The sequence below is a fragment of the Cellulosimicrobium sp. NPDC057862 genome, assembly GCF_042797035.1.
GTDB lineage: Bacteria > Actinomycetota > Actinomycetes > Actinomycetales > Cellulomonadaceae > Cellulosimicrobium.
On record NZ_JBHVMH010000001.1, the window covers coordinates 154,063 to 169,613 of the forward strand.

Consider the following 15,551-nt stretch of genomic DNA (forward strand, 5'->3'; position numbering starts at 1 on the left):
GTACGCCGGTGCGGGAGAACCACACGATCGGCCGCCGACCGTTGACCTGCGGATGGTGCGGCGGCACCGTCGGCCCATGCCCCGCACCGCACGCGGCGACGACGCCCACTCGTTCCCGGCCCCGATCTCCGTTCCGACCTCGGCCTCGACCCGGCCCCGTCGCGGCCTCACGGCGCTCGTCGGGACGGTCGGAGCCTGCGCCGCGCTCGCCGGGGCGCCCGCCCTCGCCGCGAGCGCCGCGGCGAGCGACGCCGTCGTGCACGTCGCCACCGCGAACGAGCTGCGCACCGCGCTCGCCGCCGCCGCGCCGGGGCAGACGATCGAGCTGGCCGACGGCACGTACGTCGGCAACTTCAAGGTCACGGGACGGGCCGGGACGGCGAGCGCGCCCGTCGTGCTGCGCGGGAGCGCCGCGGCCGTGCTGCGGACGTCGAGCGGCGGCGGGAACGTCCTGCACCTGACCGACGCCGACCACTGGACGGTGCAGGGCGTCACCGTCCAGCACGCGCAGAAGGGCATCATGGTCGACTCGTCCGACCACGTGACGATCGACGCCGTCACGGTGCACGACCTCGACATGGAGGGCATCCACTTCCGGTCGTCGAGCGCGTACGGGGTCGTGCGCGGCTCGACCATCCACGACACCGGACAGAACCTGCGCGGCATGGGCGAGGGGGTCTACGTCGGCTCGGCGAACGACTACTCCGACCGCTCCGACCACGTGCAGATCTTGGACAACACGATCGGCCCGCTCGTGCGCGGGGAGAACGTCGACGTCAAGGAGGGGACGACGGGCGGGCGGATCGCGGGCAACACGTTCGTCGGCGACGGGCTCACGGGCGCGAACTACGACGACTCGTGGGTCGACGTGAAGGGGAACGACTACGTCGTCGAGGACAACGTGGGGACGGCGACGACGAAGTCGGGCTTCCAGACGCACCAGCAGTCGCCGGGATGGGGCTGTGGGACGGTGTTCCGCGGCAACCACGCCGACCTCACCGGGGCGACCGGCGGCGGCCGGTACGCGATCGAGGTGACGGTGCACGACCCCGTGACCTGCCCGGTCACGGTGACCGACGACAACACGGTCGTCGGCGGCGACGGGCTCGTGAACCCGGGCGTCCCCGTGACGGCCGCGGGCGGCGGCACCCCGACCCCTGACCCGACCGACGAGCCCGACCCGGACCCGACGAGCACCCCGACCCCGGAGCCCGAGCACCCCGAGGAGTGCGTCGACACCTCGCTCGCCGCGTGGTCCGCGACGACGGTCTACGTCGGCGGCGACCGGGTGCTCCTGGGCGGCAGCCTGTGGCAGGCGCGCTGGTGGACCCGGGGCGAGGCGCCGTCGTCCGCCGCGTGGGGACCGTGGCAGCACGTCGCCCTCTGCTGATCCGTCGACCGGCTCCCGCCGCGCGACGACCCGCTCAGTCCCGCGCGGGCGTGCGGTCGTCCGCGACGGCGTCTCCCGGGGTGGTGAGGAGGTCGCGCGCCTGCTCGGCCGCCCGGGCGATGCTCTCCCCCACGAAGTCGAGGAAGCGCGCCATGTTCTCCAGCCGCGCCCCGGCGGGGCTGCTCCGACCGAGGATCGCGACCCCCTGGCGAGCGGTCTCGGCGAGCTGCGCGTTGTTCCGGGCCGCCGCGATCATCGACTGGAACCAGACGTCGCCGTCGGCGACGTAGCGCTCGCGCCGGCCCTCGCCCCGCTCGCGCACGACGAGGCCGTGGCTCTCCAGGACCGGGATGGCCTTGGAGATCGACGCCGGGCTCACCCGGAGGCGATCGACGAGCTCGGCGGCCGTGAGGCTGCCCGTGTCGGCGGTGTACAGGCAGGTCAGCACGCCCGCCGCGATCCGTGGCAGGCCCTGCTGCATGAACAGGGTCGTGAACGTCTCCTCGTACGCACGGACCGCGTCCGTGCCGCCGGGCGACGACGGCGGCCCGCCATCCCGACCAGGCTCCCGGCGGCGGCGGGCGCGGCGCTCGGTGGCGTGCTGCGCGAGGTCGGGCCGGTAAGCGCCGGGTCCGCCGTTGCGCATCACCTCGCGGGTGACGGTCGACGTCGGTCGGTCCAGCCGGCGGGCGATCTCCGCGTACGAGAGGTCGTCGGCCAGCCCCAGGGCGATCTGCTGGCGCTCCTGCCTCGTGAGCCTTCCTCCGGGCATGGCGGTCCTCCTCCGTTCGTGCCGACCGCCCGAGGCTAGCGTTCACCCGTCGTCGATGCAACGCGGGAGATCGTCTCATGTTGCGTTACGCGCACTCTCATTGCACCAGTTTATGCGCTCTGAACTGCGATGATGCATACTAACAGCAACATTGCTCTTGCCGTCTAAGTGAACGCTACGTAGCGTTCACGGTGTTGGAAATCACCAGGGCCACCTTCCAGGAGCTGATCACGATGCACACCTTCGACACCCCCGCCCCGATCACCACCGTCATCGACGCCCCCGCCGCCCGGGTCCAGCTCATCGCCTCGGGCCGGGCCGACACCGTCGTCGAGGTCCTCCCGCTCGACGCGTCCAAGAACCGCGACGTGACGGCGGCCGAGCGCACCACGGTCGAGCACCGCGACGGCGTCCTTCGCATCGCGACCGCGCCCGCGAAGCACGAGGCCTTCGGCCCGTCCGGCACCGTCGAGGTGACCGTCCAGCTCCCCGCCGGGTCGCGCGTCGAGGTCACGGGCAGCGGCGAGCTGCGCGGCGTCGGCCGGCTCGGGGACGTCACCGCCACCGACGAGTACGGCGCGATCACGCTCGACGAGGCGGCGTCCGTCCGCCTGGTCACCCAGGCCGGCGACGTCTCGGTCGGTCGCCTGACCGGTCCCGCCGAGATCACCACCGCCCAGGGAGACGTCCGGGTCGCCGAGGCGGAGCGCGGCACGGTCGTGCTCGGCACCCAGAAGGGCGACCTGACGATCGCCGCCGCGCCGGGCGTCTCCGCCTCGCTCGACGCCAGCACCGGGTACGGCCGGGTGAACAGCTCGCTCCGCAACGACGGCACCGCGGGCCTCCAGATCCGCGCGACCACCACGTACGGCGACATCACCGCACGCAGCCTCTGAGCGCGGCGCTCCGCCGCCCGTTCCCCGCCGGGGAGCGGGCGGCGTTCGTCGTCCGCGAAAGCGGGACTGAGCCGGTCCCGCTCACGGTTGGACAGGTCAGGACGCCACGGGCAGACCGTGGCACGACAGACCTGGAGGTCCCCATGATCAGCACCTACACCGTGGCACCGTTCCGCCCGCTGCCCACCGAGCGCGTCGTGCGCCAGCTCTGGACGCGACCCAGCGGCGCGCCCGTCGCGTCGACGGGGTACGCGCCCGCCGCCGACGTCTACCGCGAGGGCGACGACCTCGTCGCCCGCTTCGACCTGCCGGGTGTCGACCCCGAGCGCGACGTGACCGTCGAGCTCGAGGGTCGTCGCCTCGTGGTCCGCGGCGAGCGCCGCGACCAGCGTGTCGCCGAGGCCCCCGCGGCCGAGGTGGCTGACGGCGAGCAGCCCGAGGCGGGCACGGACGAGGCGGGCACCGACGAGGCGACCGAGGTCGCTCCCGTCGGGCGCCGCGTCCGCGAGGTGCGGTTCGGCGAGTTCCGCCGCACCGTGACCCTGCCGAAGACCGCGGAGGCCGAGGCCGTCCGCGCGTCCTACGACGCGGGCGTGCTCACCGTGACCGTCGCCGGCGTGTTCGCCGGCCGCGCCCCCCAGCGCATCGAGGTCACGCGCGCGGCCTGACCGCACCGCCGGCGCGGCGTCCGACGTCGCGCCGGCACCCTGACCCCGGTCGCGCCCGCCCCCTGCGCGACCGGACCACGACGGGGCCGGCACCTTCGGGTGCCGGCCCCGTCCGTCTGCCCGGCTCAGCCGAGCAACGACCGCAGGGCCTCCGTGACCAGCGCGTGGTCGTCGCCCTGGGCGAGCCCGGAGACCGTCACGACGCCGACGATCCCGACGCCCTCGACCCGGACGGGGAACGCGCCGCCGTGGGCGGCGTACTGCTGCAGCGGGAGCTCGTGCTGGTCGGCGAACGTCGTCCCCTTCGCGCGGGCGCGCAGCCCCACGAGGTACGACGACGCCCCGAACCGCTCGACGACCCGCACCTTGCGCTCGACCCAGGAGTCGTTGTCCGGGGTCGTGCCCTCGCGTGCCGCGTGGAACACCTGCTGCGGTCCCTTGCGGACGTCGATCGTCACGGGCAGGTCGCGCTCGTCGGCGAGCTCGACGAGGAGGCAGCCGAGCCGCCAGGCGTCGTCGTGCGTGAAGGCGCGGAGCACCAGGTCGCGCTCGTCCGCCTCGACGGAGGCGATGAGGGCGGCGAGGTCGTCGGGCGTCGTGGTCATGCCGCTCATCGTGGCACGATCACGCCGTGACGACGACGCCGCCCTCGCCCGCCCGCAAAACCCTCGACCTGCTCGACGTCTCCCTCCTCGACCGGGCGTCGGGCGTGCTGCTCGGCCAGGCGGCAGGCGACGCGCTCGGGGTGCCGTACGAGTTCGCGCAGCCGCCCGGCCCCGGTCAGCGCGAGGCGGTCGCGGTCATGCGCGGCGGCGGCCTCGGCCCGTACGCCCCCGGCGAGTGGAGCGACGACACGCAGATGTCGGTGTGCGTCGCCCGGGTCACTGCCGCCCACGACGTGCTCTCCCCCGTCCCGGACGCGCTCGGCGCGACGCCGCTCGACGAGGTCGCGGCCGCGTTCGAGGCGTGGCGCACCGGGGGCGCGACCGACGTCGGGACGCAGACCGCGTCCGTGCTGCGCGACGCCGCCGCCCGCCGGGGACCTGCCGCGACGCGCCTGCGCGAGGCGTCGGCAGCACTGCACGCGGCGACCGGACGCACGGCCGGGAACGGCGCGCTCATGCGCACGGGCATCGTCGGGCTCGTCGCGCTCGTCGACCGGGACGCGACCGCCCGCGCGGCACGGGCCGTCGCGGGGATCACGCACACCGACCCGCTCGCCGCCGAGTCGTGCGTGCTCTGGTCGGAGGCGGTGCGCGTCGCGGTGACCGAGCAGCGGCTCGACGTGCGCGCGGGCCTCGACCTCCTCGACCCGGACGCCGCGGCGCGCTGGTCCACGTGGATCGCGGACGCCGAGCTCGCGCGGCCCACGGCGGACCTGCGGCAGAACGGCTTCACCGTCACCGCCCTCCAGGCCGCGTGGCACGCGATCGCGACGACCTCCGCGCCGCAGGGCTCGACGTTCGCCCACCGCGACCACCTGGCGGCCGCGCTCCAGGCCGCCGTCTCGATCGGCGGCGACACGGACACCGTCGCGGCCATCGCCGGCGCGCTCCTCGGCGCACGCTACGGAGCCCGCGCCGTGCCGCCCGAGTGGGCGACCGCCGTCCACGGCTGGCCCGGGATCTCCCGGCGCCAGCTCACGGCGCTCGCACGGCGCACCGCGCAGGGCGGCCTCGTCCGTTCCGGCGCGCTCGCGCCGTCGGGGGCCGAGCCGGTCCGCACCCAGTTCTGCCCGCTGTGCGGGACGCTCGTCCGGTGGAACCCCCGCTACCCGCGGCACGTGTGCGCGTGGTGCTCGTCCGACGTCGCCGACGAGTCAGGCCGGGCGGTGTCCCTCACCAACGTCGACCTCGGGGGCGGCTACCAGGCGCACTACCTCGACGGCTCCCCCGCGTCCGGCGCTGTACGGGGCGGACGCGTCTGGATCGGTGGCGTCGAGCACCAGGCACGCGACGCCCGCTTCGGCGGGATCGTCGTCGAGCCGCTCGACGACGCGCCCTGACGCCGAACCCGGGGCCGTTCCCCAGCGCGCGCTCGCGCTGGGGAACGACCCCGGGTTCGGCGGGGCGGCTCAGCCGCAGGTGATCGCCGGGTAGGCGACGTCCTGCGCGGAGGAGGCTCCGCCGTCGGGCAGGGTGCCCGTCACCGTGACAGAGCCCGCCTCGGTGGCGACGGACCGCGTCGAGAACGACTGGTACGCGGCCTTGCCCGGCGCGACCGCCGCGAACGTGCGCGAGCCGAACGGCGTCGCGAGAGTGACGTCGGCGGGCACGTCGCCGGTGTTCGTCGCGCGGACCGCGACGTACGCGGTGCCGGCGAGGCAGCGCGCGCTGGTCTCGACGTCGAGCGCGGGTCCCGCCGCGTCCTCGCGCTCCAGCGTCACCTGGTCGACGACGCGCTGCGACCCGGTCGCGTAGGTCGTGACCGTGAGCGACGTCGGCGTGACGTCGAGGTCGGAGTAGCTCGCCTCGCGCGACTGCTCCCAGCGCGCGGTCCAGGGCTTGGCGCCGTCGAAGTCGTAGAACTTGGAGCCCGACGACGAGTTGCCCGTGAGGTAGAGGACCTGGTCCTCGTCAGGGGTCAGGACGTCGCCCTCGGCAGGCGCCGCGGCCGGGACGACGGGCGTCGTGCCCTCCATGAGGTACGAGCGCGTGTAGATGTGGTCGTGGCCCGCGAGCACGAGGTCGACGCCGAGGTCGCTGAAGACGGGCGACAGCGCGTCGCGCATCCGCACCACGTCGGTGTCGCGCGAGTGGAACGCCTGGCTGTAGAGCGAGTGGTGGAACGTCACGACGACCCAGTCGTACGCGTCACCGTGCGTGCCGACCACGTCGCGCAGGAACGCCTCGTGCCCGGCGATCTGCTCGGTCGACGAGTCGTTCGAGTCGATCGCGACGACGAGCACGTTGTTGTACGCGTACCAGTAGTCGCGGCGCTGCTCGGTCGAGAGGTTCGGCATCGCGTAGTGCTGGTCGTAGAGCGCGGACGCGGTGTCGTGGTTGCCGTCCTGGACGGCGAACCGCAGCTCGCGCATCTGGCGCGGCGCGAGGAACCCGGTGTACTGCTGGGTGCTGCCCGCGTTCTCCACCTGGTCGCCGGCGGAGATGAGGAACGCGGTGTCCGGGTGCAGCGCGGTCATCGTGTCGAGGTTCGCGGCCCACCGCGTCGCGTCGTTCGCGGCGTTGCCGCTCGCCCCGATCTGCGCGTCGCCGATGAACAGCGCGCTGAACTCGTCGCCGAACGTGCCGGTGGTGAACGTCGTCGGCTCCGACCAACCGGTCGCCGCGCTGCCGACGCGGTAGGCGTAGGCCGAGTCCTCCTCGAGCCCGGCGATCGTCGCGTGGTGGTAGGTCGCGCCGTCCGCGGCCGTGCCGCTCCGGGACGACGACGTCGCGGCCGCCGGCCAGTCGACCTCGCCGCCCGCCCCGTCGGCGCGGGCCCACTGCACCTCGCCCGCACCCGGCAGGGTCGAGAACCAGGCGACGTTGGCCTGCGTCTCGTCCGCGCCGACGTTGAGGGCGACGTCGCGCACCTCGCCGTGCGTCGGGACGAGCGAGCGCACGTCGAGGTAGATGTCCGAGCTCGTCGGCGCGTCCTGGTAGAGCGCGACGGAGATCGTGTTCTCGCCCGGCTCGAACGCGTCGGACGGGACGACGAACGTGCCCGTCACCGGGTCCGTGCGGCCGTTGCCGTGGTACTGGAGGTTCTCCGTGATCTCGCGACCGTCGTCGCCCAGGCGCACGACCTCCTCGCCGTTCACGTAGACGATCGCGGCGTCGTCGTAGACGATCTCGCCCTCGAACGCGGGGACGCCGTCGAGGTCCGCCGCGGTGAGCTCCACGTCGGTGCGGAAGAAGAACGTGGGGACGTCCGTCGTCGTGCCCTCGATGTACTGGGTGAGGAGCGTGGTGATCGGGAACGCGGCGCCGATCCCCGTCGCGGCGCCGCGCTTGGCGCCGAACGCGCCGGTCGCGGTCTTCCACGCGGAGTCGTCGAACGCGGTCGTCGTCCAGACGCGCTGGTCCGCCGAGGCGCCGGCCGGGTTCGTGTTGTCGTCGAGGTAGCGCCAGGTCGTGCCGGACGCCGAGAGCAGGGACTCGTCGGCGGCGGCCGTCGGGGTCGCGGTCGCGGCGACGAGCACCGTACCGACGAGCGAGACGGCGAGCGCCGACGCCGCCGCGCGCGTCAGCGCGCCGGGCAGCCGGGAGGCGTGCAGGTTCATGGGTTCCTTCGCAGGTCAGGGGTCCGCGCGGCGACGACCGTCGGACCACCGTGGCGGCGCCGGACCCGTGGTGGGAAGCGCTGTCACCGTAGGGAGCCCGGATGGCGCGCACCCGTCCGCCCGGTGAACTCCCGACGGCGGGCAGGTGGCCGTCGCGGACGTGCCCGGAGCACGACGACGCCGCGCCCCCGAGCCCGGGGACGCGGCGTCGAGAGTGCGAGGTCGCGGGTCAGGCGTCCTGGCGGCGGCGCAGGACGAGGACCGTGACCCCCAGCGCGACGAGCACGAGAGCCGCGAGCGCGACGCCCCCGGCCTGCAGGCCGGTCGTGGCCAGGCCGTCGGAGCCGCCGTCGGCGGCGGGAGGCGTCGGCGCGTCGGGCGTGACGGGCGTGGTCGGGGTCGTGGGCTCGGTCGGGGTGGGGGTCGACGGCGTGGGCGCCGGCTCGACCGGCGCGTCCGCCGTGTTGGTCAGCACCACCGCGACGTCCGCCGTCGTGCCGATCTCGACGCGCACGGTCCCGTCGTCGCCCGGCTCGACGGCGGCGCCGTCCACCTGCCACGTCGGCTCGCCCCACTCGACGCCCTCCACGGCGGGGAAGCCCGGCTCGGACAGCACGACCTCGGTGCCGAACGGGAGGTCGTCGACGGTCGCGGAACCGTCGACGGGCACGGTGAGCTCCCCCGTCGTCCCGTTCGCGTCGTACGCGACGGTGAAGGTCGTCCCGGCCGGCACGGTGGAGGCCGCGTCGCCCGCGACGTGCTTGGTGACCGTGAGGCTGCCGGTCTCCACGACGGGCTCGGTGGCGCACGGGATCGATCCGGCGAAGAGGTAGGCGTGCGCCTCGCCGCCGAGCAGCGTGAGGTTCCGCGTGACGACCTGGCCGTCGAGCGGGGACGCCTCGACCGTGAGGTCCGCGGTCGGGGCGTACACCGACCCGTCGAGGCGCGTCCCGCCGGTGCCGAGGGTGACCGCGCCGTCGAGCTGCGAGAGGTCCCACAGGACGTAGCGGGCCGCCGCACCCTCGGCGCCGAACACCGAGCCGCGCAGCTCGGTCGTCCCGGCGGGGACGGAGACGATCAGCGGGGCGTCGGCCGACGGGAGCACGCCGTCCGCGAACTGCACCGTGTACGCGTTCGCGATCGTCGCGTAGTCGACGACGTTCGGTCGCCCGGGCTCGAGCGCCGAGAGCACGACGCGGTCACCGGCGTCCTCGACCACGGTGAGCACGTGGGCCGCGCCGCTCGGCACGAGGTCCGCGAGGCACTGACGCACCTCGGCCGGCTCCGTGGCGCCGGTCTCGACGTACGCGGCGACGGAGTCGCGCTCGGTCGCCACGGTCGCGGCGCCGTCGGGCCACTTCTGGTTGGTCGCGTCGATCGACGGGGCCTCGTCCACCTCGGTGCGGTACCGCACCCAGTCGCCACGCTGGTACGTGCCGAACGCGGGGTCGTCACCGACGACCTTGAGGTAGCCCTCGAGCGCGGGCCCGCTGCCTGCCGGGACGCCCGCGTTGGTGATCTGCGCGAGACCCGAGGTCGGCGCGTACGACCCCACGAGCAGTCGGGTCGGGTCGCCGTCCACGGTCGGGATCGCGTAGTCCGCGGTCCCTGCCACCTGGTGGACGATCGCGTACGTGCCGCCCTCGGCGCGGACCGTCAGCTCGCCGCCGACGGCGACGGACCCCTCCGTCTCGTGGTTGTCGAGGCGGGCGTCCTCGCGTGCGTAGACGCTGAAGCCGCCGGCCAGGTCGAACGGGTTGATCGCGTCGGCGGCCACGGCGCTCGTCGCGGGGACGACGAGGCCGGCACCGGCGAGGAGGCCGACGGCGAGGAGCGCGGCGGCGGGGCGTCGACGACGGACGCGGCGGGGGGTCGAGGGGAGCTGCTGTTCAGGTGTCAGGGTCGAGCGGGTCATCACTACCTGGATCTCGGTGTCGCGGGCGACGAGGTCGGACGCCCCGTCCCGACCACCGTAGGCAGACCTGGACGGTCGTCCAGGTCCGAGCGCGGGTGAAGTCACACCGGTGTGAGCAACCCCACCAGGCGCGGTGGTCGATGTCTCCGCAACTGTCGACGATGTCCGGATCGCGCATCCGCGATGCAGCGCGGCGCGCGGGCATCCCTGCCCAGGTCAGCGTCCCGCGACGGCCCGGACGTGGTCGCGCGCGCCTGCCTCCAGGTCCGCTCGGAGGTCGTCGAACCGGGCGACGCTGGCCGCGCCGGGCCAGTCCGAGGGCAGCGCTGCCGGGGGCAGTCCCGGGTCCGCGTACGGGATCGGCCGCCAGTCGTCGACGGCGCGCACCCACCGGGCGAACGCGGCGCGCGGCGAGTCGTCCTCCGCGACGGACGGGGCGTCGTCGGGCACCGCGCCCTGCCCTGGACCGGAGACCCCGTGCCGCGCGAGGAACCCGCGGTGCAGCGCCGCGATCCTGTCGAGGTCCCACCACCGCGCGGCGGCCTCGGCGAACGTGCCCGCGACGCGCGGCTGCCCGGCGACGAACACCGTCGCCACGTCGCGGACGTCCAGCGCGGCGAGGATCTCCTCGACCTCGTCCACGAGGTGGCCCGGTGCGATCCACAGCCCGTCGGCGACGCTCCCGGCCCCGATCCACGCGAGGTGCCGCCGGAGCTGGTGGCGCACGTCGCGCCGCTCCTCCGGCAGCGAGTACGACACGAGGCACCACGGGTCGCCCTCGCCCTGCTGCCGGTAGGCGAAGATCCGCCGGTCGCCCTGCTCCAGCATCCGTCCGGCGCCGGACGCGAGCCGGTATCCGGCGCGCCCGTCGACCGCCTCGGGAACCAGCAGGCCCTTGGCCTTGACACGCGAGACCGCGCTCCGCGCTCCCCCGGGTTCGACGCCGAGCGACCCGAGGAGCTCGACGAGGTCGGACACCGCGACCGTGCCGCCGAGGTCGCGCACGTACAGCCCGACGACGGTGCGCAGCAGGGACGTCGTGCTCCCGGGCCGGGAGTCGAGGTCGTCGAGGATCACGCGGTGCCGTCCGCGGCCGCCGACGCGCCCGTGGTCGTCCGGGCGCCGAGCACGTCGAGCAGCGCGTCGCGGACCGCCTCGACGCCGACCCGCACCTCCTCGAAGCTCGTGGAGAGCGGGGACAGACCGAGGCGCAGGCCGTCCGGACGACGGAAGTCGGGGATCACGCCGCGCTCCCACAGGAGCGGGAGCGTCGCCTCGAACGCGTCGTGGTCGACGGTGACGTGGCTCCCCCGCCGGTCCGGGTCGCGCGGCGACGCGTACCGCGCGCCGAGCGGGAGCAGCAGGTCGTCCACGAGGGCCGTCGCGTGCTCGGTGAGTGCGACGGACTTCGCACGCACCGCCGCGATCCCCGCCTCGTCCACCAGGTCCAGCATGTCCTGCATCGCGAGCATGCCGACGATCGCCGGCGTGCCCGAGAGGAAGCGCCGGACGCCGTCGTGCGGCGCGTACGCCGGGCCCATCTCGAACGGCGCGGCGCTGCCCATCCACCCCTGGATCGGTTGGGTCAGCGCGCCCTGGAGGTCCGCGCGCACGTAGCCGAACGCCGGCGCGCCCGGCCCGCCGTTGAGGTACTTGTACGTGCAGCCCGCCGCGAGGTCAACGCCCCACGCGTCCAGCTCGACCGGCAGCGCCCCGACCGAGTGGCACAGGTCCCACAGGACGAGAGCGCCCGCGTCGTGCGCGAGCGCGGTGATCGCGGCGGCGTCGCTCACGTACCCCGACCGGTACGCCACGTGGCTGAGCAGCACGAGCGCGGTGCGGTCGGAGAGGACCTCCGCCACCTGCCCCGGGGTCACGCCGCCGTCGTGGTCGGGCGCGATCCACCGCAGCGTCGCGCCGTGCTCGCGCGCGACGCCCTCGAGCACGTAGCGGTCCGTCGGGAAGTTCCCGGCGTCGAGCACGATCTCGTCGCGGCCGGCGACCTGCGGCGCCGAGAGCGCGGCGCGCACGAGCTTGTAGAGGATCACCGTCGTGGAGTCGCCGACGAACGTCTGGCCCGGCGCCGCGCCGAGCGTCACCGCGCCGATCCGGTCGCCGACCGTCAGCGGGAGGTCGTACCACTCCTCGTCCCAGCCGCGGATGAGCCGAGCGCCCCAGCGCTCGGTCGCGAACCGCGCGAGCCGCTCGGCCGACGCGCGCGTGGGCCGGCCGAGCGAGTTCCCGTCGAGGTAGGCGGTGACCTCGTCGGAGTCGACGAAGGCTTCACGGAACCGCGCGAGCGGGTCCGCGGCGTCGAGCGCGGCGGAACGGGCGGCGTGGTCCTCGGTCATGGTCGTCCTTCAGGGTCTCGGTCCAGGTGGAGGTCGTCGTCGCGGCCGTCCGGGTCGGGGTCGGCGTCCGGGGCGCGGCCCGTGGCGCTGTCGCGCTCGACGACGACGGCGCGTGCGAGCCACGCGGCGACGTCGTCGGGGTCGTCCGGGTCGGGCGGGTCGCCGGGGACCCACGTCGCGAGCGGTGCGTGCGCGTTCCGACGCCCCGTCCCGGCGTGCGTCGCCCGAGCGTCTGCGAGCCGCTCGGCCGGAGCGTCGTGCGTGAGGGCCGCCACGAGGCCGCGCGCGTCGAGACCCGCGGCCGCGAGCGCCCGCAGCTCGCGCGGGTTCACGCCGAGCGGCAGCGGCCCGTTGCCCAGGTCGGTGCCGTAGACGACGGTGCCGCCGAGCGCGACGAAGCGCCGCACGTTGTCGATCGCGACGTCCTGCTCGGCCGTCGGGCTCCCCCACCCGTGCACGTCGAGCGTGCTCACCCAGCTCACCCGTGACCCGCCGAGCACGACTTGAGGGTCGTTGTCCGGCCTTTCTCGACCGTCAGGTCGTCCTCGATCGCGGGCAGCGACGTGCTCGGCGAGACGCAGCGGCGGGCCGGGACGCAGGCGGGCCGACACGCGGGGGCTCGCCATCGCGGCGAGGAGGTCGTCGGGCAGGCGCTCGGAGAACGGGGCGTGCGCGAGCCGGTCGACGCCCGCCTCGAAGGCGCGCGCCGCCATGCCCCGACCCTCGACGTGCGCGACGACGTCCCGGCCCCGCGCGTGGGCGTGGCCGACGAGCGCGGCGAGCGTGACGTCGTCGGGCACGGGACCGGCGTCGGAGTGGAGGGCGACCTTGACGAACGACGCGCCCGCGGCGACCTGGTGGTCCACTGCGGCGACGGCCGCCTCGGCCGAGCCGACCTCCTCGACCGACCCCGGCGGAGCCCACGACCGGTCCGACGGGTAGCCGCCCGGAGCGGTGAGGAACGCGCCCGCGAACGCCACCTCCGGGTAGCGGGGTCGCCCGGGCCACGTGCGTGCGACGTCGGGGACCCACCCGAGGTCGTGCACGACGGCGATCCCGCCGCGCCGCACCGCGACGGGGTCGACGAGGCCGAGGTGCACGTGCGCGTCGACGAACGGCGGGAGCCAGGTGCCGCCGTCGCCCGCCCGGCCGAGGCGTTCGGCGCTCACGACCGCCCGATCTCCGTGCGCACCGCGAACAGCTCGGGGAAGAACGTGAGGTCGAGCGCCTTCTGGAGGAACCCGACGCCGCTGGACCCGCCCGTCCCGCGCTTGGTGCCGATGATGCGCAGCACCGTCTTCATGTGGCGGAACCGCCAGAGCTGGAAGTTGTCCTCGAGGTCGACGAGCTCCTCGCACGTCTCGTACGCGGACCAGTGCGCCTCGGGGTCGTCGTAGATGCGGCGGAAGACCTCGACGAGGTCGTCGTCGAGCGTGTGCGCGACGGTGAGGTCGCGGTCCAGGACGCGCTGCGGGACGTCGTGCCCGTGGCGGGCGAGGTGGCGCAGGAACTCGTCGTAGACGCTCGGCTCGGTGAGCAGCCGGGCGAGCTCGGCGCGGGCCTCGGGCTCGGCGTCGAACACCGCGAGCATGCGCGCGTTCTTGTTGCCGAGCAGGAACTCGACCGCGCGGTACTGCCACGACTGGAAGCCCGACGCGTGCCCGAGGAACCCGCGGAACTGCGCGTACTCGCTCGGGGTCAGCGTCGCGAGCACGGACCACTGCTCGGTGAGCGTGCGCTGCACGTGCTTGACCCGGGCGATGCGCTTGAGCGCGGCGCCCAGCTCGTCGGCGGCGAGCAGGTCGCGCGCGGAGAGGAGCTCGTGCAGCACGAGCTTGAGCCAGAGCTCGGTCGTCTGGTGCTGGACGATGAACAGCATCTCGTCGTGGTGCTCGGGGTCGCTCACCGGCTCCTGTGCCGCGAGCAGCGTGTCGAGGTGCAGGTACGACCCGTACGTCATCTGCTCGCGCAGGTCCGTGACGATGTCGGACTCGAGCGCGCGCTCGTTCGGCGCGGGCAGGCGTGCGTCGGCCATCCGGCGAGCGTATGTCACGAACGTGACGACCGCTAGATGCGTGCAATGCCCTGCGATGAGACAATGATCAAATCATTACGACATCCTGCTAGGGTGTGATGCAATGATTTGATCATTGCGACACTGGAGACCAGCCCGATGCTCCCGCCGATCTACCGTGCCCCCGACACCGATCTCGAGGACCTGGCCGTCATCGACGACGTCCGCTCGCTGCGGGAGTCCCTCGCGGACGTGCTGCGTGTTCCCCGCCGATGGTCGAACGGCATGCGCCGGACCACCCAGGCGCGAGCGATCCAGGGCTCGAACACGATCGAGGGTTACACCGTGTCTGACCAGGATGCCGTCGCGGCCGTCGACGACGAACCCCCGCTGACTGCGGACCAGCAGACCTGGGCCGAGATCATGGGGTACCGCCGGATGATGACCTACATCCTGCGCATGACTCCCGACCCGGAGTTCGTGCTCACGACCCAGACACTGCGCTCCCTGCACTTCATGCTGCTGGAGCACGACCTCGGAGCGGACCCGGGCCGCTTCCGCCCGGGCGCCGTGTACGTCCGGGACGAGGCGGCTGACCAGACGGTCTACGAGGGACCGCCCGCCGAGGAGGTTCCCGGGCTCGTGGAGTCCCTCGTCGCGACGATCCGGAACGACGGTGCCGACGCGATGGTGGACGCGGCGATGGCGCACCTCAACCTCGTGATGGTCCACCCTTTCAGGGACGGCAACGGGCGCATGGCACGGGCGCTCCAGACCATGGTGCTGGGACAGGACCGCGTGCTCGAGCCCACCTTCTCGAGCATCGAGGAATGGTTGGGGAGCAACACGGAGGACTACTACCGTGTCCTGGCCATCACCGGCGAGGGCGCCTGGAGGCCTCAGAACGACGCGACTCTCTGGATCAAGTTCACTCTTCGAGCGCACCACATGCAGGCACAGACCCTCCGGCGCCGCTTCCGGGAGGCGGAGACGACGTGGCGTGCGCTGGACGCGATCGTCACCGAGCACGGGGTCCCCGAACGGACCGCCGATGCGCTCTTCGACGCCGCGCTCGGCTACCGGGTCACGCGTCCGTCGTACGCCAAGCACGCTGCGGTCGAGGACCAGACCGCCACGCGTGACCTTCGGCGCCTCGTCCAGTCCGGGCTGCTCGACGCCGTCGGCAACACTCGTGGACGCTTCTACGTCGCGAGCGGCATCCTGCACTCCCTCCGTGACGACGTGCGCGCGGGGCGCGAGGCGCTCGTCGACCCGTACCCGTGGATGTCCGCGGAGCTGCGGCGACGGGCAGGTCGGTAG

13 protein-coding genes are annotated in these 15,551 nt (G+C 74.1%); 5 read left to right on the forward strand and 8 right to left on the reverse strand.

All coding sequences use genetic code 11. The features are described from left to right. Window positions 1-76: 76 nt before the first annotated feature. Complete coding sequence (locus tag ACFVN3_RS00700) at window positions 77-1,390, forward strand: right-handed parallel beta-helix repeat-containing protein (protein ID WP_378229531.1); 1,314 nt, start codon at window positions 77-79, stop codon at window positions 1,388-1,390. Window positions 1,391-1,424: 34 nt separating this feature from the next. Here ACFVN3_RS00700 and ACFVN3_RS00705 read toward each other — a convergent pair whose 3' ends face one another. After that, window positions 1,425-2,162, reverse strand: coding sequence for a helix-turn-helix domain-containing protein (locus tag ACFVN3_RS00705; protein WP_378229532.1), 738 nt, complete (start codon window positions 2,160-2,162; stop codon window positions 1,425-1,427). Window positions 2,163-2,356: 194 nt separating this feature from the next. Between ACFVN3_RS00705 and ACFVN3_RS00710 the strand changes: the two genes are divergently transcribed. Together ACFVN3_RS00710 and ACFVN3_RS00715 are read left to right on the forward strand one after the other, a co-directional pair. After that, entirely contained in the window at window positions 2,357-3,058 is a 702-nt protein-coding gene (locus tag ACFVN3_RS00710) for a DUF4097 family beta strand repeat-containing protein (protein ID WP_378229534.1), read from the forward strand. A gap of 143 nt (window positions 3,059-3,201) precedes the next feature. After that, the gene (locus ACFVN3_RS00715) at window positions 3,202-3,726 is read left to right on the forward strand and encodes an Hsp20/alpha crystallin family protein (RefSeq protein WP_378229536.1); all 525 of its coding nucleotides are present in this window, start codon (window positions 3,202-3,204) and stop codon (window positions 3,724-3,726) included. A gap of 125 nt (window positions 3,727-3,851) precedes the next feature. On the opposite strand, the gene ACFVN3_RS00720 is transcribed toward ACFVN3_RS00715, so the two are convergent. Then, window positions 3,852-4,331, reverse strand: a complete 480-nt coding sequence (locus ACFVN3_RS00720; protein WP_378229538.1) for a heme-degrading domain-containing protein — start codon at window positions 4,329-4,331, stop codon at window positions 3,852-3,854. Between the two features lie 26 nt (window positions 4,332-4,357). Between ACFVN3_RS00720 and ACFVN3_RS00725 the strand changes: the two genes are divergently transcribed. Beyond that, window positions 4,358-5,731, forward strand: a complete 1,374-nt coding sequence (locus ACFVN3_RS00725; RefSeq protein WP_378229540.1) for an ADP-ribosylglycohydrolase family protein — start codon at window positions 4,358-4,360, stop codon at window positions 5,729-5,731. Window positions 5,732-5,800: 69 nt separating this feature from the next. On the opposite strand, the gene ACFVN3_RS00730 is transcribed toward ACFVN3_RS00725, so the two are convergent. From ACFVN3_RS00730 to ACFVN3_RS00755, 6 genes are all read right to left on the reverse strand, one after another. Beyond that, the gene (locus ACFVN3_RS00730) at window positions 5,801-7,951 is read right to left on the reverse strand and encodes a fibronectin type III domain-containing protein (protein ID WP_378229542.1); all 2,151 of its coding nucleotides are present in this window, start codon (window positions 7,949-7,951) and stop codon (window positions 5,801-5,803) included. A 229-nt stretch (window positions 7,952-8,180) separates the two neighbouring features. Then, window positions 8,181-9,866 carry a collagen-binding domain-containing protein gene (locus ACFVN3_RS00735; RefSeq protein ID WP_378229544.1) on the reverse strand — a complete coding sequence of 562 codons (1,686 nt, stop codon included), beginning with the start codon at window positions 9,864-9,866 and terminating at the stop codon, window positions 8,181-8,183. Between the two features lie 216 nt (window positions 9,867-10,082). Further along, window positions 10,083-10,943 carry a PaaX family transcriptional regulator C-terminal domain-containing protein gene (locus tag ACFVN3_RS00740; RefSeq protein ID WP_378229546.1) on the reverse strand — a complete coding sequence of 287 codons (861 nt, stop codon included), beginning with the start codon at window positions 10,941-10,943 and terminating at the stop codon, window positions 10,083-10,085. Continuing rightward, window positions 10,940-12,217 carry a kynureninase gene (locus ACFVN3_RS00745; RefSeq protein WP_378229548.1) on the reverse strand — a complete coding sequence of 426 codons (1,278 nt, stop codon included), beginning with the start codon at window positions 12,215-12,217 and terminating at the stop codon, window positions 10,940-10,942. The genes ACFVN3_RS00740 and ACFVN3_RS00745 overlap by 4 nt, the downstream gene beginning before the upstream one ends. Then, window positions 12,214-13,386, reverse strand: coding sequence for a hypothetical protein (locus ACFVN3_RS00750; protein WP_378229550.1), 1,173 nt, complete (start codon window positions 13,384-13,386; stop codon window positions 12,214-12,216). The genes ACFVN3_RS00745 and ACFVN3_RS00750 overlap by 4 nt, the downstream gene beginning before the upstream one ends. Beyond that, entirely contained in the window at window positions 13,383-14,252 is an 870-nt protein-coding gene (locus ACFVN3_RS00755; RefSeq protein ID WP_378229552.1) for a tryptophan 2,3-dioxygenase, read from the reverse strand. Before ACFVN3_RS00755 ends, ACFVN3_RS00750 begins: the two co-directional genes overlap by 4 nt. Before the next feature lie 138 nt (window positions 14,253-14,390). Between ACFVN3_RS00755 and ACFVN3_RS00760 the strand changes: the two genes are divergently transcribed. Then, complete coding sequence (locus ACFVN3_RS00760) at window positions 14,391-15,551, forward strand: Fic family protein (protein WP_378229554.1); 1,161 nt, start codon at window positions 14,391-14,393, stop codon at window positions 15,549-15,551.